At 61.9% G+C, this 18526-nt stretch carries 18 protein-coding genes; 11 read left to right on the top strand and 7 right to left on the bottom strand.

The genetic code is table 11. The features are described from left to right. Nucleotide 1: 1 nt before the first annotated feature. From J3P84_RS00825 to J3P84_RS00795, 7 genes are all read left to right on the top strand, one after another. Nucleotides 2-457: a type VI secretion system amidase effector protein Tae4 gene (locus J3P84_RS00825; RefSeq protein ID WP_434627064.1), complete on the top strand. Its 456-nt coding sequence runs from the start codon at nt 2-4 to the stop codon at nt 455-457. Continuing rightward, nucleotides 454-903: a hypothetical protein gene (locus J3P84_RS00820; protein WP_434627062.1), complete on the top strand. Its 450-nt coding sequence runs from the start codon at nt 454-456 to the stop codon at nt 901-903. The genes J3P84_RS00825 and J3P84_RS00820 overlap by 4 nt, the downstream gene beginning before the upstream one ends. Next, a complete protein-coding gene (gene tssE, locus J3P84_RS00815; RefSeq protein WP_434627060.1) occupies nt 897-1409 on the top strand; it encodes a type VI secretion system baseplate subunit TssE in 513 nt (170 codons plus the stop codon). Before J3P84_RS00820 ends, tssE begins: the two co-directional genes overlap by 7 nt. Next, nucleotides 1406-3265, top strand: coding sequence for a type VI secretion system baseplate subunit TssF (gene tssF / locus J3P84_RS00810; RefSeq protein ID WP_305497869.1), 1860 nt, complete (start codon nt 1406-1408; stop codon nt 3263-3265). The genes tssE and tssF overlap by 4 nt, the downstream gene beginning before the upstream one ends. Further along, a complete protein-coding gene (tssG, locus tag J3P84_RS00805; protein WP_305497867.1) occupies nt 3229-4281 on the top strand; it encodes a type VI secretion system baseplate subunit TssG in 1053 nt (350 codons plus the stop codon). Before tssF ends, tssG begins: the two co-directional genes overlap by 37 nt. Then, complete coding sequence (gene tssH / locus J3P84_RS00800; protein WP_434627058.1) at nt 4274-6964, top strand: type VI secretion system ATPase TssH; 2691 nt, start codon at nt 4274-4276, stop codon at nt 6962-6964. The genes tssG and tssH overlap by 8 nt, the downstream gene beginning before the upstream one ends. Before the next feature lie 158 nt (nt 6965-7122). Continuing rightward, nucleotides 7123-9063 carry a type VI secretion system tip protein VgrG gene (locus J3P84_RS00795; protein ID WP_434627056.1) on the top strand — a complete coding sequence of 647 codons (1941 nt, stop codon included), beginning with the start codon at nt 7123-7125 and terminating at the stop codon, nt 9061-9063. A gap of 192 nt (nt 9064-9255) precedes the next feature. On the opposite strand, the gene J3P84_RS00790 is transcribed toward J3P84_RS00795, so the two are convergent. The 4 genes from J3P84_RS00790 to J3P84_RS00775 all read right to left on the bottom strand — a co-directional run bounded on the left by J3P84_RS00790 (nt 9256) and on the right by J3P84_RS00775 (nt 11625). Continuing rightward, nucleotides 9256-9519: a hypothetical protein gene (locus J3P84_RS00790; protein WP_434627054.1), complete on the bottom strand. Its 264-nt coding sequence runs from the start codon at nt 9517-9519 to the stop codon at nt 9256-9258. Then, nucleotides 9516-9821: a hypothetical protein gene (locus tag J3P84_RS00785; protein WP_434627052.1), complete on the bottom strand. Its 306-nt coding sequence runs from the start codon at nt 9819-9821 to the stop codon at nt 9516-9518. Before J3P84_RS00785 ends, J3P84_RS00790 begins: the two co-directional genes overlap by 4 nt. Before the next feature lie 19 nt (nt 9822-9840). Beyond that, nucleotides 9841-11052, bottom strand: a complete 1212-nt coding sequence (locus J3P84_RS00780; protein WP_434627050.1) for a PAAR domain-containing protein — start codon at nt 11050-11052, stop codon at nt 9841-9843. Nucleotides 11053-11190: 138 nt separating this feature from the next. Next, a complete protein-coding gene (locus J3P84_RS00775) occupies nt 11191-11625 on the bottom strand; it encodes a DUF1795 domain-containing protein (RefSeq protein WP_434570845.1) in 435 nt (144 codons plus the stop codon). Between the two features lie 245 nt (nt 11626-11870). On the opposite strand from J3P84_RS00775, the gene J3P84_RS00770 reads away from it, so the two are divergent. Both J3P84_RS00770 and J3P84_RS00765 read left to right on the top strand, forming a co-directional pair. After that, nucleotides 11871-13802: a type VI secretion system tip protein VgrG gene (locus tag J3P84_RS00770; protein ID WP_434627047.1), complete on the top strand. Its 1932-nt coding sequence runs from the start codon at nt 11871-11873 to the stop codon at nt 13800-13802. A 31-nt stretch (nt 13803-13833) separates the two neighbouring features. After that, the gene (locus J3P84_RS00765) at nt 13834-14268 is read left to right on the top strand and encodes a DcrB-related protein (protein ID WP_434627045.1); all 435 of its coding nucleotides are present in this window, start codon (nt 13834-13836) and stop codon (nt 14266-14268) included. A gap of 178 nt (nt 14269-14446) precedes the next feature. On the opposite strand, the gene J3P84_RS00760 is transcribed toward J3P84_RS00765, so the two are convergent. The 3 genes from J3P84_RS00760 to J3P84_RS00750 all read right to left on the bottom strand — a co-directional run bounded on the left by J3P84_RS00760 (nt 14447) and on the right by J3P84_RS00750 (nt 16055). After that, nucleotides 14447-14656, bottom strand: coding sequence for a hypothetical protein (locus J3P84_RS00760; protein ID WP_305497851.1), 210 nt, complete (start codon nt 14654-14656; stop codon nt 14447-14449). A gap of 114 nt (nt 14657-14770) precedes the next feature. Then, on the bottom strand, nt 14771-15421 hold the full coding sequence (locus J3P84_RS00755) for an HAD family hydrolase (RefSeq protein WP_434627043.1): 651 nt from the start codon (nt 15419-15421) through the stop codon (nt 14771-14773). 88 nt (nt 15422-15509) lie between these two features. Beyond that, nucleotides 15510-16055, bottom strand: coding sequence for a gamma carbonic anhydrase family protein (locus J3P84_RS00750; RefSeq protein ID WP_186643364.1), 546 nt, complete (start codon nt 16053-16055; stop codon nt 15510-15512). A 99-nt stretch (nt 16056-16154) separates the two neighbouring features. On the opposite strand from J3P84_RS00750, the gene prlC reads away from it, so the two are divergent. Next, nucleotides 16155-18206, top strand: a complete 2052-nt coding sequence (prlC, locus tag J3P84_RS00745) for an oligopeptidase A (RefSeq protein WP_434627040.1) — start codon at nt 16155-16157, stop codon at nt 18204-18206. Beyond that, on the top strand, nt 18203-18481 hold the full coding sequence (locus J3P84_RS00740) for a YheV family putative zinc ribbon protein (protein WP_018600854.1): 279 nt from the start codon (nt 18203-18205) through the stop codon (nt 18479-18481). The genes prlC and J3P84_RS00740 overlap by 4 nt, the downstream gene beginning before the upstream one ends. Nucleotides 18482-18526 lie beyond the last annotated feature (45 nt).

Genomic DNA, 18526 nt, shown 5'->3' with positions numbered 1-18526 from the left:
CATGGCCAAGCCTGCGTTTATCAATTTGTGGAAAGCCTATTCCGATTTGCTGGCCACCCATCCCGACGCGAAACCTTGCGACGGCCCTTGGGCAAATCAGTGCGCGATTCGCATGAGCATCACGCTCAATACCGAACTGACCATCAAGGTCAACAAGTCCACCTACACCGAACCCAAATGTGCCCATGGGCATGCGCGTGGGGCCGAGTCATTGGCAAATTGGTTGTGGAAACATCATCTGGGCCGCCCGACGATTCTCGGCGGAACCGCCGCGGACCGACGCAAACTGCAAGACAAGACGGGCCTGATTTTCTTCAAGGATTGTTTCCAGCAAGTGGGGGAAGCCTCGGAGGGTCGTACCGGCGATCATATCGACCTCTGGAACCGTGGCCTGACCCTCGGTTATGACGATCCGGCCTATCGATCCCGAGCGATCTGGTTCTGGGAGCTCGTATGATCAAGGCCCATTGCGCGATATGGGTCGGCTGTCTGTTGACCAGCCTGACCGCCTGTGCCCAGCAGCAGTCGCCATCGGCGACTTCCTCCGCCCCGGTGGAGCATGTCGTCTCGATGGGTGGGCAAACGCTGACGCTGGAGAACGACCAGGCGCGCTGCGTGCTCCGCAAGCCCGACCAGACCCTGATGCCACTCGACTTGGCCTGGCCCTGCCAGTTCACGGTCGATCGACAAGGCAAACCCCATGTCGAAACCTTCAATAACGTGCCCATTGTCATCGTTGTCCATGTAGCGGCTGGTCCTCATAACAATCAGGAGTGTCGCTCCGAGTATCGCGCCATACGCCAGTTCAAAGGCCAACTCGAACCCTCGATCATCGCTCGCAACGCCAGTTGCATGCGCGGCACAGGTGACCAGAAGAATTACACGGGCCATTTCACTTGGTAACCGAAATCGCCACCCGCGATCGCCTGCAACCGTCCCTGCTGGACCGGCTGACCGACGACGATCCGAGCAACCCGAAGGAAAGCGCCGACAAGCGCGTGCTGTCCCTTACCCAATTAAAAGCCTCGGTGCTGCGTGACCTGGCGTGGCTGCTCAACACCACGTCATTGCTCGACGCCGATGCCACGGTGCACACCCCGGCGGGCACCTCGGTGGTGAATTTCGGGCTGCCGGCGCTAGCCGGCAACAGTGCCTCGAACATCGATGTGCCCGCGCTGGAAACCTTGATCCACCAGGCCATCGCCACCTTCGAGCCGCGTATCTTGCGCCACACCCTGCGCGTGCGCGCCCGAGCAACCGCCGAGATGAACCATAACGCCCTTAGCTTCGAGATCGAAGGCGATCTCTGGGCCCAGCCGGTGCCGCTGCGCCTGATGCTGCAGACCGACCTGGATCTGGAGACCGGCCACGTGCGCGTAGTCAACGCCGACCAGCGGAGACGCCCATGAATCCGCGCCTGCTGGAGCTGTACAACCAGGAGCTGCACCACGTGCGCGAAAGCGCGGCGGAGTTCGCCCAGGAATACCCGAAGATTGCCAGCCGGTTGTCGCTGGCCGGCATGGACTGCGCCGACCCTTACGTCGAGCGCCTGCTGGAAGGCTTCGCTTATTTGACGGCACGGGTGCAGCTCAAGCTCGACGCCGAATACCCGACGTTCACCCACAACCTGTTGGAAATCGCCTATCCGCATTACCTGGCACCGACGCCGTCGATGACCGTGGTGCAGATGCAGGCCGACCCGGACGAAGGTTCGCTGAGCAGCGGTTTCCCGCTGCCCCGTGACACCGTTCTGCGCGCTGCCCTGGGTCGCGAATCCCAGACCTGCTGCGAGTACCGCACCGCCCACGCGGTGACGTTGTGGCCGTTGCAGGTCAGCCAGGCCGAGTACTTCGGCAACCCGTCCGCGGTACTCGGGCGCCTGGCCGCCAGCGAACCGAAAGCCAAGGCCGGCCTGCGCCTGACCCTGCGCACCGGCGCCGAACTGCCATTCAACAGCCTGGCCCTGGACAATCTGCCGCTGTACTTGAGCGGCGCCGATGAACAGCCCTTCCGCCTCTACGAACAACTGCTGGGTAATGCCTGCGCGGTGTTCGCCCGCCAGCCCGGCGGCAACTGGGTCGAACGGTTGCCGCAGGATGCGTTGCGCGCGCAAGGCTTCGATGACGCCGAGGCCGCGCTGCCGGTGGTGTCGCGGGCGTTCCAGGGTTATCGCCTGTTGCAGGAATATTTCGCCCTGCCGCACCGCTTCCTGTTCGTCGATTTCACCCAGCTCGGCCGCGCGGTCAAGCGTTGCGACGGCCAGGAGCTTGAGCTGATCGTGCTGTTCGACCGCCACGATCCGAGCCTGGAAGGCAGCGTCGGCGCTGCGCAGTTCCTGCCGTTCTGCACACCGGCGATCAATCTGTTTCCCAAACGCCTGGACCGCATTCACTTGTCGGACCGGGTCAACGAACATCATGTGATTGCCGACCGCACCCGGCCGATGGATTTCGAAGTGCATTCGCTGACCGGGCTGGCCGGCCACGGCACCGGCCCGGAGCAGCCGTTCCTGCCCTTCTACGCCGTGCGCGATCCGTCCCGCTATGGCCGCGACAAGGCCTATTACACGGTGCGCCGCGAACCGCGCGTGCTGTCCAGCGATCAACGCCGCAACGGCCCGCGCTCGACCTATATCGGTAGCGAGACCTTCGTCAGCCTGGTGGACAGCCAGCAAACGCCTTATCGCCACGACCTGCGTCAATTGGGCGTGACGGCGCTGTGCACCAACCGCGACCTGCCGCTGTTCATGAGCGTGGGCAACGGCAAGACCGACTTCACCCTGGCCGACAGTGCGCCGGTTGGCGCGGTGCGCTGCGTCGCCGGGCCGAGTCGCCCACGGGCGAGCCATGCCCACGACGCCAAGGCCTGGCGGCTGATCAGCCAGCTGTCGCTGAACTACCTGTCCTTGAGCGAACAAGGCCAGGGCGCGGCCGCCCTGCGCGAACTGCTGCGCCTGTATGGCGACAGCAACGATGCGGCGCTGCAATTGCAGATCGAAGGCCTGCGCGAAGTCAGCAGCAAGGCCTGCACCCGGCGCCTGCCGATGCCCGGCCCGATCGTGTTTGGTCGCGGCCTGGAGATCACCCTGGAATTCGATGAAAACGCGTTTCGCGGCACCGGGGTGTTCCTGCTCGGCGCGGTGTTCGAACGCTTCCTGGCACGCTACGTGTCGATCAACAGTTTTACCGAGACGGTGATCCGTACCACCGAACGCGGCGAGATCATGCGATGGAAAGCCAAGCCCGGACGTCGTCCGACCCTGTGAGTACCCTGGAAGCGATGCACCAGGAACCCTGGGAATACGACTTCTTCCAGGCGTTGCGGCGCATCGAGTGCGAATCCCCCGAACTGCCGCGCCTGGGCCATTCCCTGCGCCTGGCCGATGATCCGCTGCGTCTCGGGCAACAGGCCGAGTGCACATTCGCGCCGGCGACCCTGGCCTCGGTGCAACCGGGCGTCGACGGTGCGCCGGCGCGCCTGGAGCAGTTCTTCTTCGGCCTCGGTGGCCCCAACGGCCCGATGCCGTTGCACATCACCGAATACGTGCGCGAACGCCAGCGCAACAATGGCGACAGCACCAGCAAACGCTTTCTCGACGTCTTCCATCATCGCCTGCTCAGCCTGTTCTACCGGGCCTGGGCCGAAGCACGGCCGACGGTCAGCCACGATCGCCCGGACGATGATTACTGGTCGGCGCGCCTGGCGGCACTCAGCGGCCGGGGCATGCCGAGCCTGCTCAACCAGGGGCTGATTCCCGATACGGCGAAGCTGCACTACAGCGGTCACCTGTCGGCGCAAACCCGCTACCCGGACGGGTTGAAAGCGATCCTCGGCGAGTACTTCGGCCTGCCGGTGGAAATCGAAGAATACGTCGGCCAATGGCTGGAACTGCCGGAGCGCAGCCGCGTTGGTGTCAGCGCCCATCAACTGGGCGTGGACTTCTGCCTGGGCCGCTATGTTTGGGATCGCCAGCACAAATTCCGCATTCGCCTGGGACCGCTCAAGCTCGTCGACTACATGGGCATGCTGCCCGGCAGCCAACCGTTCAATGAGCTGGTGGCCTGGGTCGCCGAATACCTGGGGCACGAACTGGACTGGGACCTGAACCTGGTCCTGGAGCAGCCCGAAGTGCCCGCACTACAACTCAATGGTCGTTTCCGCCTGGGTTTCAACACCTGGCTGGGACGCCCTGAAAAAGATGCCAACGATCTAATACTGGCCCGGCATTACGCCGAACAGGCCAACACCTCACAGACCTCAAGGAGCCATGAGCATGGGTGAAATCAGTCGCGCCGCGTTGTTCGGCAAACTCAACAGCGTGGCCTACAAAGCCATCGAAGCCGCCACCGTGTTCTGCAAGTTGCGCGGTAACCCTTATGTGGAACTGGCCCACTGGTTTCATCAATTGCTGCAACTGCAGGACTCGGACCTGCACCGCATCATCCGCCAGTTCAACATCGAGCCGGCACGCCTGGCCCGCGACCTGACCGAGGCGCTGGATCGCCTGCCACGGGGATCGACCTCCATCACCGACCTGTCTTCCCACGTGGAAGAAGCCGTGGAACGCGGCTGGGTCTACGGCAGCCTGATGTTCGGCGAAAGCCAGGTGCGCACCGGTTACCTGGTGCTGGGCATCCTCAAGACCCCGAGCCTGCGTCATGCGCTGCTGGGCCTGTCGTCGGAGTTCGACAAGGTCAAGGTCGAAGCCCTGAGCGAACGGTTTGACGAATACGTCGGCGACTCGCCGGAAAACGCCCTGACCGCCAGCGACGGCTTCAACGCCGGCGCCGTGCCCGGCGAAGCCAGCGGCGCGATGGCCCCCAGCGCCATGGGCAAGCAGGAGGCGCTCAAGCGCTTCACCGTCGACCTCACCGAGCAGGCCCGCAGCGGCAAGCTCGATCCGATCGTCGGCCGAGACGAAGAGATCCGCCAACTGGTGGATATCCTCATGCGCCGTCGGCAGAACAACCCGATCCTCACCGGTGAAGCCGGCGTCGGCAAGACCGCCGTGGTCGAGGGTTTTGCCCTGCGCATCGTCGCCGGTGACGTGCCGCCTTCGCTCAAGGACGTGGAGCTGCGCAGCCTCGACGTTGGCCTGTTGCAGGCCGGCGCGAGCATGAAAGGTGAATTCGAGCAGCGCCTGCGTCAGGTCATCGAAGACGTCCAGGCCTCGCCGAAACCGATCATCCTGTTCATCGACGAAGCCCACACCCTGGTGGGTGCCGGTGGCGCCGCCGGTACCGGCGACGCGGCCAACCTGCTGAAACCAGCGCTGGCGCGCGGTACCCTGCGCACCGTCGCCGCCACGACCTGGGCCGAGTACAAGAAGCACATCGAAAAGGACCCGGCCCTGACCCGGCGCTTCCAAGTGGTGCAAGTCGCTGAGCCGTCAGAAGACAAGGCCCTGCTGATGATGCGCGGCGTGGCCTCGACCATGGAAAAACACCATCAGGTGCAAATCCTCGACGAAGCCCTGGAAGCCTCGGTCAAGCTGTCCCACCGTTACATTCCCGCGCGCCAGTTGCCGGACAAGTCCGTAAGCCTGCTGGACACTGCCTGCGCCCGCGTCGCCATCAGCCTGCACGCCGTGCCGGCCGAAGTGGACGACAGCCGTCGGCGCATCGAAGCACTGGAAACCGAACTGCAGATCATCGCCCGTGAACATGCGATCGGCATCGCCATCGGCACCCGCCAGACCCAGACCGAAAGCCTGCTCGCCGCCGAGCGCGAACGCCTGGCCGAATTGGAAAGCCGTTGGGCCGAAGAGAAAACCCTGGTCGACGAATTGCTGGAAACCCGCGCTACCCTGCGCGAGCGCGTCGGCCTGGTGGACAGCGAGAACGGCAGCGAAGCTTCCGACAACGACAGCCATGCCCTGCGCGAGAAACTGGTGGACCTGCAACAGCGCCTGACCGCCCTGCAAGGCGAGACCCCGCTGATCCTGCCGACCGTGGATTACCAGGCCGTGGCCTCGGTGGTCGCCGACTGGACCGGAATCCCGGTGGGCCGCATGGCCCGCAACGAACTGGAGACCGTGCTCAACCTCGACCAGCACCTGAAAAAACGCATCATCGGCCAGGACCATGCCCTGCAGATGATCGCCAAGCGCATCCAGACCTCGCGCGCCGGCCTCGACAATCCGAGCAAGCCGATCGGCGTGTTCATGCTCGCCGGTACCTCCGGCGTGGGCAAGACCGAAACCGCCCTGGCCCTGGCCGAAGCCATGTACGGCGGCGAACAGAACGTCATCACCATCAATATGAGCGAGTTCCAGGAAGCCCACACCGTGTCCACCCTCAAGGGTGCGCCACCGGGTTACATCGGTTATGGCGAAGGCGGCGTGCTGACCGAAGCCGTGCGGCGCAAACCGTACAGCGTGGTGTTGCTGGACGAGGTGGAAAAAGCCCACCCGGACGTGCACGAGATCTTCTTCCAGGTGTTCGACAAAGGCGTGATGGAGGACGGCGAAGGCCGGGTGATCGACTTCAAGAACACCTTGATCCTGCTGACCACCAACGCCGGCACCGAGCTGATCGCCCAGGTCTGCAAGGACCCGCAGAACGTGCCCGAGCCGGAAGAAATCGCCAAGGCCCTGCGGCAGCCGCTGCTGGAAATCTTCCCGCCGGCGCTGCTCGGCCGACTGGTGACGATCCCCTACTATCCGCTCAGCGACGAGATGCTCAAGGCCATCACCCGCCTGCAACTCAACCGCATCAAGAAGCGCGTGGAAAGCACCCACAAAGTGGCCTTCGATTACGACGACGCGGTGATCGACCTGATCGTCTCGCGCTGCACCGAAACCGAAAGCGGCGGGCGCATGATCGACACCATCCTGACCAACAGCCTGCTGCCGGACATGAGCCGCGAGTTCCTGACTCGCATGCTCGAAGGCAAGGCCATGGCCGGCGTGCGGATCAGCGCCGTGGATAACGAACTGAAGTACGATTTCAGCGACGCGGCCTGACTTCAGGAAACACCGCACAACCCCTGTGGGAGCGAGCCTGCTCGCGAATGCAACTTGTCAGTAACATCCTTGTTGACTGACACACCGCTTTCGCGAGCAGGCTCGCTCCCACAGTGGGTATTTGGCTCCTTCAGTTACTAACTTGCACGAGACCCCCGATGTTATTCAACCAAGCCTCACGCCTGGCGAAAATCACCAGCCCCCTCGGGCCCGAGGTGCTGCTGCTCAAGGACATGGGCGGCGGCGAAGAGTTGGGGCGGCTGTTCAACTATGAGTTGCAGCTGCACTCGCTGGACAACGCCATCGACCTCAATCAGGTGCTTGGCAAACCCATGTGCGTGAGCGTTCAGCTGGATGGCGGTGGCGAGCGGCACTTCCACGGCATCGTCGCGCGCTTCAGCCAGAACATCGACCAGGGCCAGTTTGCCAGTTACCAGGCCACGCTAAGGCCCTGGCTGTGGCTGCTGACGCGCACCTCCGACTGCCGGATTTTCCAGAACCTGACGGTTCCGCAGATCATCAAGCAGGTGTTCCGCGACCTGGGTTTCTCCGACTTCGAAGACGCCCTCAGCCGCCCGTATCGCGAGTGGGAGTACTGCGTCCAGTACCGTGAGACCAGCTTCGATTTCGTCAGCCGGCTGATGGAACAGGAAGGCATCTACTATTTCTTCCGTCATGAACAGGGTCGCCATGTGCTGGTGCTGGCCGACGCCTACGGCGCCCATACCCAAGCGCCCGGCTACGCCTCGGTGCCGTATTACCCGAAGAACGAGCAGCAGCGTGAACGCGATCATATCCATGATTGGCACTTGGCTCAGGAAGTCCAACCGGGGTCGCTTGAGCTCAACGACTACGACTTCCAGCGCCCAAGTGCACACATTGACGTACGCGCAGCCATGCCGCGCCCGCACGCCGCTGGCGACTATCCGCTGTATGACTATCCCGGCACCTACGTGCAAAGCGAGGACGGCGAGCACTACGCCCGCACCCGCATCGAAGCCTTGCAGACCCTGCACGAGCAGGTCGAGCTGGCCGGCAATGCCCGAGGCTTGGGCTCGGGGCATTTGTTCAGCCTGACCGGCTTCAGCCGCCAGGACCAGAACCGCGAATACCTGATCGTCGGCGCGCGTTATTACCTCTCCCAGGAAAGCGGCGAGAGCGGCGTCGGCGCGCCTTCGGCGCAGTTCGAAAGCAGTCTGACCTGCATCGACGCCCAGCAAAGCTTCCGCCCGATGGCAATCACCCACCGCCCCATCGTCAAGGGGCCGCAGACAGCTTTGGTGGTCGGACCCAAGGGCGAGGAAATCTGGACCGACCAGTTCGGCCGGGTGAAGGTGCACTTCTATTGGGATCGCCACGATCAATCCAACGAAAACAGTTCGTGCTGGATTCGCGTGTCGCAGGCTTGGGCCGGAAAGAATTGGGGCTCGGTGCAGATCCCGCGCATCGGCCAGGAAGTCATCGTCAGTTTCCTTGAAGGGGATCCTGACAGGCCCATCGTCACCGGTCGTGTGTATAACGCCGAACAGACCGTCCCCTATGCGTTGCCCGCCAATGCCACCCAGAGCGGTACCAAGAGTCGTTCGAGCAAGGGCGGCACGCCGACGAATTTCAACGAAATCCGCATGGAAGATAAAAAGGGCGCCGAGCAACTTTACATCCACGCCGAGCGCAACCAGGACATCGCCGTGGAAGTGGATGAAAGCCACTGGGTGGGTCGCGATCGTCGCAAGAATATCGACCGCAACGAAACCGTACGCATTGGCGAAGACCGGCTGCGGGCCGTACAGCGCAACGACACGTTGCTCGTCGGCGGGGCCAAGAGCGACAGTATCGCGACCCAATACCTCATCGAGGCGGGTTCGCAGATTCGGCTGGTGTGTGGCAAAAGCGTGCTGGAGTTCAACGCCAGTGGCGAGATCAATATCTCCGGCACCGCGTTCAACCTCTACGCCAGTGGCAATGGCAACATCGACACCGGCGGCCGCCTTGACCTCAACTCCGGTGGCGCCAGCGCCGTGGACCCCAAGGGCAAGGGCATCAAGGGCGTGATCGAGGCGGCGGTGAAAGCGTTATTCCCGGCAAAGGCCAAGCAGTGAGATTCACCGCAGAACAACCCCAGCCTGACTCACTCAAGAAAAACGCTGATCCCGTGGCGAGGGAGCTTGCTCCCGCTTGAGTGCGAAGCGCTCACAAAAGGGGCTGCTACGCAGCCCAGCGGGAGCAAGCTCCCTCGCCACGGGGTATTTACGGACCTATTGAAAACTGCGACCCACCGGCCCTTTCGGCGGTCAGATGGCTGTGCCGCGGTTCGTTCCCGGTTGAATGATCAATAGCTCGTCCAACTCTCGTTTTCTACAACGCGACACAAAAGGAAGCGCAGCTTCCGGGTCACGCTCGAATAGCTCAAAGGTCGCCTGATTAATTTCGTAGTACTCCTCGTAGTCAGCCATGCCATTGCTGACCGGTATGGAGACATAGAATCGACCCGAGCACTGTTCCGTCCCCACACAGAATCCATGCTCACGGTAGACCAGGGCATCTTGAAACTTCATGCGTCCGTAAGCAGATATTGCCCAGGCTGCGTCCACGCGACTCGCAAGTACTTGCCGCTCAGCAATTGCTCGTCACGAAGATACTCGAACACTTCGGAGGGGCACCATTCCTTGCCCGCCGAAAAGGCCACCCCCAACGAACGGAGCTCATCGAATACCTTGGCCTTCTGGGTGTTGTCCGCGACCTGCAAAACGTAGATATCTTTCTCTGCCGCGTTAGAAAATCCGATAGCACGCAGGGACGAATCCAACGTGTTATCCATCACCTGGACACGAATCACATCGCCGTCCGCTTTTTCCACGTACGCCTTCAGCCCATCATTAATCACTGACAAATACCTCGGTTAAAGTGGTAATACCGTCCGCATCCTTGGTAGGAATCGACTCGACAACCATTTCTGGAGCTCCACCCGGCAAGTGTTTGCCTGGCCCCAGGAAATATTGGTTCCCCTCCATCGGACTTCTGGGCATGCGCCCTGCGACATCCTCGACCTGCCTGATTTTGAATCCGCCTTTAAGCGCATCTTTTTCCAAACCAAAGGCGCGTTCCAGCTCCGCAGCTTTTTTACCACTGATGGTCATCTTGGAACGCCCCGAGATGTTCCCGATAACGTCGGTGATGCCTTTCTTATCAGAAACAAAAGTACCGGCCCGCCCAATCGTCGGATAGGCGTCCCACGCCGTCGGGCTAATGTTGAACCCCCGATTGTCCTTGAGCATCTGTTCTTGCCGCTGACGCGCCAGGATCGTCCGCTCGGCCGCAGTCATGGGCTTACGTGCCAACTTCGGCCCGGCACCTAGCAGAGCCATTCCTGCCACGCCTTGAAACAGGTCCCTATATCCGGGGCCGAGGCGATCACCCAAATCTCCCAGCAGCTCCATACCGGCATACAACGCACCACCGATGGCCAGGGCGCCGAAAAAAGCAGCAGCTCCGGCAAAAGCCGCAAGTAACAAGGCTCCGCCCGCAGCCAGCAACCCCAACACTTCCAGCCCGGAGTGCATCCAGCCTTCGAGGTCGAGCACAAACGCCACCGACACCGTCGGTCCGCCGATGAAAGTGTTCGGGCTGCCCGTCTTGATGTGGGCGCCGCAGACCATTTTGCTGTGCAGGCGCGCCGCTGGTTTGCCGTTGATGAACACCGTGGCGCTGCCTTCGGCGATCAGCACCGGAAAGGGCCAGATCGGATGGTTCATCGGCAGGCCGGTGCAGGAGGAGGCGATGTCTTCGCCCGCCCGCATGGCATTTCGATCGTTGATATAGACGTTGAAGCTGCCCATTATCAACGCCCCCGTGGTCGGCTCGGGCAGGTTGAATATGGTGGACAGGCCCTTGACGATCTGGAACATCGACAAGCCGCCGGCGGCAATCGAGCCGGCCATGATCGCCAGCGCCACACCGCCCGTGGCCACCGTCGCGGCAACGACCGCAGCGCCGATCAAGGCGCCGGCCACGGCTCCGGCGACCATAGCGGCCAACCCGAACCCGTGGGCTATTTCATCACCCAGACGTGCTGCTGCCTGTGCATCCATTGCGAAAATTTACCTTACTGGTTTGTACAACTGCACAGGGATGTATCGATGGCTCGTAGATCGTGGTCGCGGTTCGCGCAAACGAATGGCGGTGCCAGGGTTCATTTCGACTGACTGCGCAGTGGCACGTATCGAATCTCAGGCAATCGGAGGCTGTGGCTTGAGCGAATGCATCGCCAGCTTCCAGGCCGGCTCGTGATAGGCGAAGTCGTTGGGTGTGGTGGTCAAGGTGGTGATCAGCACGGACGGCTTACGCTCGATGAACACCTGGCGCAGCATCAGGTCGCGTCCTTCGCGCTGCCAGGTGTAATCCAGCAAGGTGGTGGTGTGTCCATGCAGCACCGTGTCCCAGCGCTGAACCAGCTTGAAGCCCGGCAATTGCTGCTCCGCGCTTTTGAGTTGGCGGTCCACGTACTCGGCAAAGGGAGCGTCACCCTGGGTGGCATCGCGGCTGATGACGAAACTGGCCTCTTTGGCGGGTCCCACTGCCGGCAGCTTGAAAATGTTGATGCTCTGGTCCTGCCAGGTATCGGGGATTTCGAGATCGGCTTCTTGAATGCGGTATGAGGTCACGGTAATCGCTTTCCATGGACATGAGGTGACGCGTGGAGGAGCAGATATTCGGGTAATGCCTGGCAACAATCAAGAACCGGGTTCCTCTCCTCCAGGTAACCCTCTACATTATGCGATCAGCGTCACCACTCTGGCGATTCACGCCTCTGCAGAAGCCGTCAAAGGGCATATTCTGTTGATTTTTTGAATCAGACGATTGCAGTCTTCGCCAGCATAAGGGACTGCGGCAGCGATAAGGACAACCGATGCTATTCAACCAAGCCTCCCGCCTGGCGAAAATCACCAGCCCCTTGGGACCCGAGGTGCTGCTGCTCAAGGACATGGGCGGCGGCGAAGAGTTGGGGCGGCTGTTCAACTATGAGTTGCAGCTGCACTCGCTGGACAACGCCATCGACCTCAATCAGGTGCTTGGCAAACCCATGTGCGTGAGCGTTCAGCTGGATGGCGGTGGCGAGCGGCACTTCCACGGCATCGTCGCGCGCTTCAGCCAGAACATCGACCAGGGCCAGTTTGCCAGTTACCAGGCCACGCTAAGGCCCTGGCTGTGGCTGCTGACGCGCACCTCCGACTGCCGGATTTTCCAGAACCTGACGGTTCCGCAGATCATCAAGCAGGTGTTCCGCGACCTGGGTTTCTCCGACTTCGAAGACGCCCTCAGCCGCCCGTATCGCGAGTGGGAGTACTGCGTCCAGTACCGTGAGACCAGCTTCGATTTCGTCAGCCGGCTGATGGAACAGGAAGGCATCTACTATTTCTTCCGTCATGAACAGGGTCGCCATGTGCTGGTGCTGGCCGACGCCTACGGCGCCCATACCCAAGCGCCCGGCTACGCCTCGGTGCCGTATTACCCGAAGAACGAGCAGCAGCGTGAACGCGATCATATCCATGATTGGCACTTGGCTCAGGAAGTCCAACCGGGGTCGCTTGAGCTCAACGACTACGACTTCCAGCGCCCAAGTGCACACATTGACGTACGCGCAGCCATGCCGCGCCCGCACGCCGCTGGCGACTATCCGCTGTATGACTATCCCGGCACCTACGTGCAAAGCGAGGACGGCGAGCACTACGCCCGCACCCGCATCGAAGCCTTGCAGACCCTGCACGAGCAGGTCGAGCTGGCCGGCAATGCCCGAGGCTTGGGCTCGGGGCATTTGTTCAGCCTGACCGGCTTCAGCCGCCAGGACCAGAACCGCGAATACCTGATCGTCGGCGCGCGTTATTACCTCTCCCAGGAAAGCGGCGAGAGCGGCGTCGGCGCGCCTTCGGCGCAGTTCGAAAGCAGTCTGACCTGCATCGACGCCCAGCAAAGCTTCCGCCCGATGGCAATCACCCACCGCCCCATCGTCAAGGGGCCGCAGACAGCTTTGGTGGTCGGACCCAAGGGCGAGGAAATCTGGACCGACCAGTTCGGCCGGGTGAAGGTGCATTTTTATTGGGACCGTCACGATCAATCCAACGAAAACAGCTCGTGCTGGATTCGGGTGTCGCAAAGCTGGGCCGGGAAAAACTGGGGCTCGATGCAGATTCCGCGTATCGGCCAGGAAGTCATCGTCAGCTTCCTCGAAGGCGACCCGGATCGACCGATCATCACCGGTCGTGTCTACAACGCCGAGCAAACCGTGCCTTACGACCTGCCTGAGAATGCCACCCAGAGCGGCATGAAAAGCCGTTCGAGCAAGGGTGGCACGCCGGCAAATTTCAATGAAATCCGCATGGAAGACAAGAAAGGCGCCGAGCAGCTTTACATCCATGCCGAGCGCAACCAGGACATCGTGGTCGAGGTGGATGAGAGCCATTCGGTCGGCCACGACCGCACCAAGAGCATCGGCCACGACGAAACGGTGATCATCGGCAACAACCGCCTGCGCATCGTCAAGCAGGAGGACATCCTGTCGGTGGGCCAGCGCAAGACCGACAGCATCAGCCAGAGCTACGTCATTGAAGTGGGCGAGAACCTGCGCCTGGTATGCGGCGAGAGCATCCTGGAGCTCAACGCCAGCGGCCAGATCAACCTGACCGGCGTACAGATCAGCTTCTACGCCAGCGGCGATGCCGAGTTCAACACCGGCGGTGTGCTGCACCTGAACAACGGCGGCGGCCCCGGTGCCACGCCGGACGGCCAGGGCGTCAAGGCCAGCATCGATGCCAACGTCGCTGCCGCCTTTCCCAAAGGCTAACCCAAAGGCTAACTTCGAGACCTGATGCGCCATGACTTACCGTTTGAATGAATTTCAGCTCCAGCTGCCGCCCAGCGAGTTGCTCGACGCCTCGATCAACATCCTCAAGTTCCCCGGACTAGGCACGTCCCTGATCGTCAGCCGCAGCCTGCTCGCCGAAGGAGAAACCCTGCAAAGCAACCTCGACGACCAGCTCAAGCGCCTGGAAAAGCAGGTCCAGGATCTGCGCTGCCAACCCGGCGCCACGTTGCGCGTGGGGGCTCGGCAGGAAGTCGAAGCCATCGAGCTACGCAGCCAGTTCAACAAGGGCAACGAAAAGGTCTTTCAGTATCAGCTCGCCCTGGTACTGCCGGGCACGCGCAAAATGCTCGCCCTGAGCTACGTCAAGGCCGAGAAGCTGGGCGACGCCGAAGCGGCGCATTGGGCGACGATCAAGGGATCGCTGGTGTTTGACGCGCCGGAGTGAACAACGCCGGGCTCGCGTGGCGAGGGAGCTTGCTCCCGCTGGGGCGTGGCGCGGCCCCAAAATCCGCCGGGCGTGGGGCGTCAGGCACACCTTATCCGCTGGTTTTACGACTGCTTCGCAGCCGAGCGGGAGCAAGCTCCCTCGCCACAGGGGTCCACCATGTCCCGGATTTATTTTTTCATTTTATCGTTGCGTCCCTGACCGGCAGAGTCCTTTGTGCCACCGGGCGACGCTCGCGGCGCTCCACCAGCATTTCATCGGCGACTTCAGCCGCGCTCTCCGCAATCAACTCGGGACGGCGGCCCGGTAACTGCTGCATCACCTGCGGCAAGGCGCTGACAAAATACATATCCCAAATCACCTGCTCCGTTTGCGACAGCTGAATCATGCTGTTCTCCTTGCTCGATGGATAAACTGTCTGCAGAGAACCTATGCCCGGTGGCAGGTGCTGAAAATCAGACAATTCTTTAGAGCATGTCGGACGTTTCCGATAGTTGTGTCTTCAGCCCCGCAAAAATGCCTGGTGCAGCTCCTCCAGCGTCTGGAAATGATGTACCGGGTTCTGCGCACTCAACTCCTCGAAACTGCCGAATCCGTACCCCACCGCCGCCGCGTCCAGACCATTGCTGCGCGCGCCGATCAAGTCATGTTCGCGGTCGCCGATCATCAGAGTGCTGGCCGGGTCGAGGCTTTCTTCGGCCATCAGGTGGGCGATGAGCTCGACCTTGTTGGTACGGGTACCGTCCAGTTCGCTGCCGTAGATCACCTTGAAGTGCCGGGCGAAATCGAAATGACGGGCGATTTCCCGGGCGAAAAGCCAGGGCTTGGACGTGGCGATATAAAGCTGTCGGCCTTGGCCACCGAGCGTTTCCAGCAGCGGCACGACACCGTCGAAGACACGGTTTTCGTAGAGGCCGGTGACCTTGAAGCGCTCGCGGTAGAAATTCACCGCGTCCCAGGCTTTCGCTTCATCGAAGGCATAGAACTGCATGAAGGCCTGCAACAGCGGTGGGCCGATGAAGTGTTCGAGACGGGTCAGGTCGGGCTCGTCGATGCCCAGTTTGCCCAGGGCGAACTGGATCGAACGGGTGATGCCCTCGCGCGGGTCGGTAAGCGTGCCGTCGAGGTCGAAGAGTATGGTCTGGTAGTGCATGGCTGGTCCTGAGGAAGTAAGTGGGGCTGCTACGCAGCCCAGCGGGAGCAAGCTCCCTCGCCACGAGAATAAGGGCCTGGCAAATCACTCAAGGCTGGTCGTAGCCTTCAGCCAGATGCAAATCCTTGAGCTTCACGTAGTTCGCCGCGCTGTAGGTGAAAAAGGCCCGCTCTTTGTCCGTCAGCGGCCGGACCTGCTTCACCGGGCTGCCCACATACAAAAAGCCGCTCTCCAGGCGCTTGCCCGGCGGTACGAGGCTACCGGCGCCGATGATCACGTCGTCTTCGACCACCGCGCCATCCATGACAATGCTGCCCATGCCGATCAGGATCCGACTGCCCACCGAGCAGCCATGGAGCATGACTTTATGGGCGATGGTCACGTCGTCGCCGATCAGCAACGGGAAGCCATCGGGGTTGAACGGCCCGGCGTGGGTGATGTGCAGCACGCAGCCGTCCTGGACGCTGGTACGGGCGCCGATGCGGATGCGGTGCATGTCGCCGCGAATGACTGTCAGCGGCCAGACGGAGCTGTCTTCGCCGATCTCGACGTCGCCGATCACCACCGCGGTGCTGTCGACAAAAGCGCCCCGGGCAAGCCGCGGGCTGTGGTTCTGGTACGTTCGAAGGGTCACGATAGGCTCTCTCTTGTCCGATGATAGGCGCTGCTAGCTGCGGTGAACGTCGATTGTAATTAAGATGGGCCCATGTTTCTTCCAGCCAAGGTGCCAACCGTGAGCGTGAACAACCCTCTTTTGCAGCCCTACGACCTGCCGCCATTCTCGGCGATCCGTGCCGAGCACGTGCAACCGGCCATCGAGCAGATCCTGGCTGACAACCGCGCCGCCATCGCCGAGATCCTCAAGACGCAAGTCGAACAGCCCACCTGGGCCGGCCTGGTATTGGCAATGGATGAGCTCAATGATCGCCTGGGCGCGGCCTGGAGCCCGGTGAGCCATTTGAACGCGGTGCGCAACAGCCCCGAGTTGCGCGAAGCCTACGAGGCTTGCCTGCCGGCGCTGAGTGCCTATTCCACCGAGCTGGGCCAGAACCGCGAACTGTTCCAGGCGTTCGAAGCCTTGGCGAACAGCCCCGAGGCCGCCGGTTTCGACGTGGCCCAGAAAACCATCCTGGAACATTCGCTGCGCGACTTCCGCCTGTCGGGCATCGATCTGCCGCCCGAGCAGCAAAAGCGCTACGCCGAAGTGCAAAGCAAGCTGTCCGAACTCGGCAGCCGCTTTTCCAACCAATTGCTCGACGCGACCCAGGCCTGGACCAAGCATGTTACCTCTGAGGCCGCCCTCGCCGGCCTGACCGACTCGGCCAAGGCGCAGATGGCCGCCGCGGCCCAGGCCAAAGGCCTCGACGGTTGGCTGATCAACCTGGAGTTTCCCAGCTACTACGCGGTGATGACCTACGCCGAAGACCGCGCCCTGCGCGAAGAAGTCTACGCCGCCTACTGCACCCGCGCCTCGGACCAGGGCCCGAACGCCGGTCAGAACGATAACGGCCCGGTGATGGAGCAGATCCTCGACCTGCGCCAGGAACTGGCCCAGTTGCTGGGTTTCGCCAACTTCGCCGAATTGAGCCTGGCAACCAAGATGGCTGAATCCAGCGATCAGGTGCTCAGCTTCCTGCGCGACCTGGCCAAGCGCAGCAAACCGTTCGCCGCCCAGGACCTGGAACAATTGAAAGCCTTCGCCGCCGAACAGGGCTGCCCCGACCTGCAAAGCTGGGACAGCGGCTTTTATGGCGAAAAACTCCGCCAGCAACGTTACAGCGTCGCCCAGGAAGCCCTGCGCGCCTACTTCCCGATCGACAAGGTACTGAGCGGCCTGTTCGCCATCGTGCAACGCCTCTATGGCATCGAGATCGCGGAGCTGAAGGGTTTCGACGCCTGGCATCCGGACGTGCGCCTGTTCGAGATCAAGGAACACGGCCAGCACGTCGGGCGCTTCTTCTTCGATCTGTACGCCCGGCCCAACAAGCGTGGCGGCGCCTGGATGGATGGCGCCCGCGATCGTCGCCGCACCCTTGATGGCGCGCTGCAAAGCCCGGTCGCCAACCTGGTGTGCAACTTCACCCCGGCCGACAGTGGCAAGCCGGCGTTGCTAACCCATGATGAAGTGACCACGCTGTTCCACGAGTTCGGCCACGGCCTGCATCACCTGCTGACCCGCGTCGATCATGCCGGCGTGTCGGGCATCAACGGCGTGGCCTGGGACGCCGTGGAGCTGCCGAGCCAGTTCATGGAAAACTGGTGCTGGGAACCTGAAGGCCTGGCGCTGATTTCCGGTCACTACGAAACCGGTGAGCCATTGCCCCAGGACCTGCTGGAGAAAATGCTCGCCGCAAAGAACTTCCAGTCCGGCCTGATGATGGTCCGCCAGTTGGAATTCTCGCTGTTCGACTTCGAACTGCACGCCACCCATGGCGATGGTCGTAGCGTACTGCAAGTGCTCGAAGGCGTACGCGACGAGGTGTCGGTGATGCGTCCGCCTGCCTATAACCGCTTCCCCAACAGCTTTGCGCATATTTTTGCCGGCGGTTACGCGGCGGGTTACTACAGCTACAAATGGGCGGAAGTGCTGTCGGCCGATGCGTTCTCCAGATTCGAAGAAGATGGCGTGCTCAACGCCGACACCGGTCGCGCCTTCCGCGAGGCGATCCTGGCGCGTGGCGGCTCCCAGGAGCCAATGGTGCTGTTCGTCGACTTCCGTGGCCGTGAGCCATCGATTGACGCACTCTTGCGCCATAGCGGCCTGAGCGAGGACGCGGCAGCATGAGTGAGGGGCCTGTGATTACCAAACGACGCTTCATCGCCGGGGCAGTCTGCCCGGCGTGCAGTGAACCGGACAAGTTGATGATGTGGAACGAAGACGGCGTGCCCCATCGCGAGTGCGTGGCTTGTGGTTATTCCGACACGCTCAACGAACAAGGCCTGTCGGTGCCCAAGGAATTGGGCACCCGGGTCAATACGTCCGCCTTGAAAGCACCGGACGCCAAGGTCCAGGCGGTGCAGTTCTTCCCCAACCCCAAGTTGAAGAAAAAAACCGACTGAAATCTCCGGCATCACCTTCCGGGCTGCCCGGCCCGGAAGCGATAC

The organism is Pseudomonas sp. Z1-29 (genome assembly GCF_051131995.1).
GTDB lineage: Bacteria > Pseudomonadota > Gammaproteobacteria > Pseudomonadales > Pseudomonadaceae > Aquipseudomonas.
Note: the sequence above shows the minus strand (reverse complement) of the source record. Positions and strands in the feature narration are given on the sequence as shown.

Bases quoted from the DNA above. Each gene is read 5' to 3' on its own strand.
- J3P84_RS00755 (WP_434627043.1), bottom strand. From the start codon at position 15,421: ATGCACTACCAGACCATACTCTTCGACCTCGACGGCACGCTTACCGAC.
- J3P84_RS00760 (WP_305497851.1), bottom strand. From the start codon at position 14,656: ATGATTCAGCTGTCGCAAACGGAGCAGGTGATTTGGGATATGTATTTT.
- J3P84_RS00740 (WP_018600854.1), top strand. From the start codon at position 18,203: ATGAGTGAGGGGCCTGTGATTACCAAACGACGCTTCATCGCCGGGGCA.
- tssF (WP_305497869.1), top strand. From the start codon at position 1,406: ATGAATCCGCGCCTGCTGGAGCTGTACAACCAGGAGCTGCACCACGTG.
- J3P84_RS00790 (WP_434627054.1), bottom strand. From the start codon at position 9,519: ATGAAGTTTCAAGATGCCCTGGTCTACCGTGAGCATGGATTCTGTGTG.
- J3P84_RS00765 (WP_434627045.1), top strand. From the start codon at position 13,834: ATGACTTACCGTTTGAATGAATTTCAGCTCCAGCTGCCGCCCAGCGAG.
- tssH (WP_434627058.1), top strand. From the start codon at position 4,274: ATGGGTGAAATCAGTCGCGCCGCGTTGTTCGGCAAACTCAACAGCGTG.
- J3P84_RS00820 (WP_434627062.1), top strand. From the start codon at position 454: ATGATCAAGGCCCATTGCGCGATATGGGTCGGCTGTCTGTTGACCAGC.
- J3P84_RS00770 (WP_434627047.1), top strand. From the start codon at position 11,871: ATGCTATTCAACCAAGCCTCCCGCCTGGCGAAAATCACCAGCCCCTTG.
- J3P84_RS00825 (WP_434627064.1), top strand. From the start codon at position 2: ATGGCCAAGCCTGCGTTTATCAATTTGTGGAAAGCCTATTCCGATTTG.
- J3P84_RS00795 (WP_434627056.1), top strand. From the start codon at position 7,123: ATGTTATTCAACCAAGCCTCACGCCTGGCGAAAATCACCAGCCCCCTC.
- tssG (WP_305497867.1), top strand. From the start codon at position 3,229: ATGGAAAGCCAAGCCCGGACGTCGTCCGACCCTGTGAGTACCCTGGAA.
- J3P84_RS00780 (WP_434627050.1), bottom strand. From the start codon at position 11,052: ATGGATGCACAGGCAGCAGCACGTCTGGGTGATGAAATAGCCCACGGG.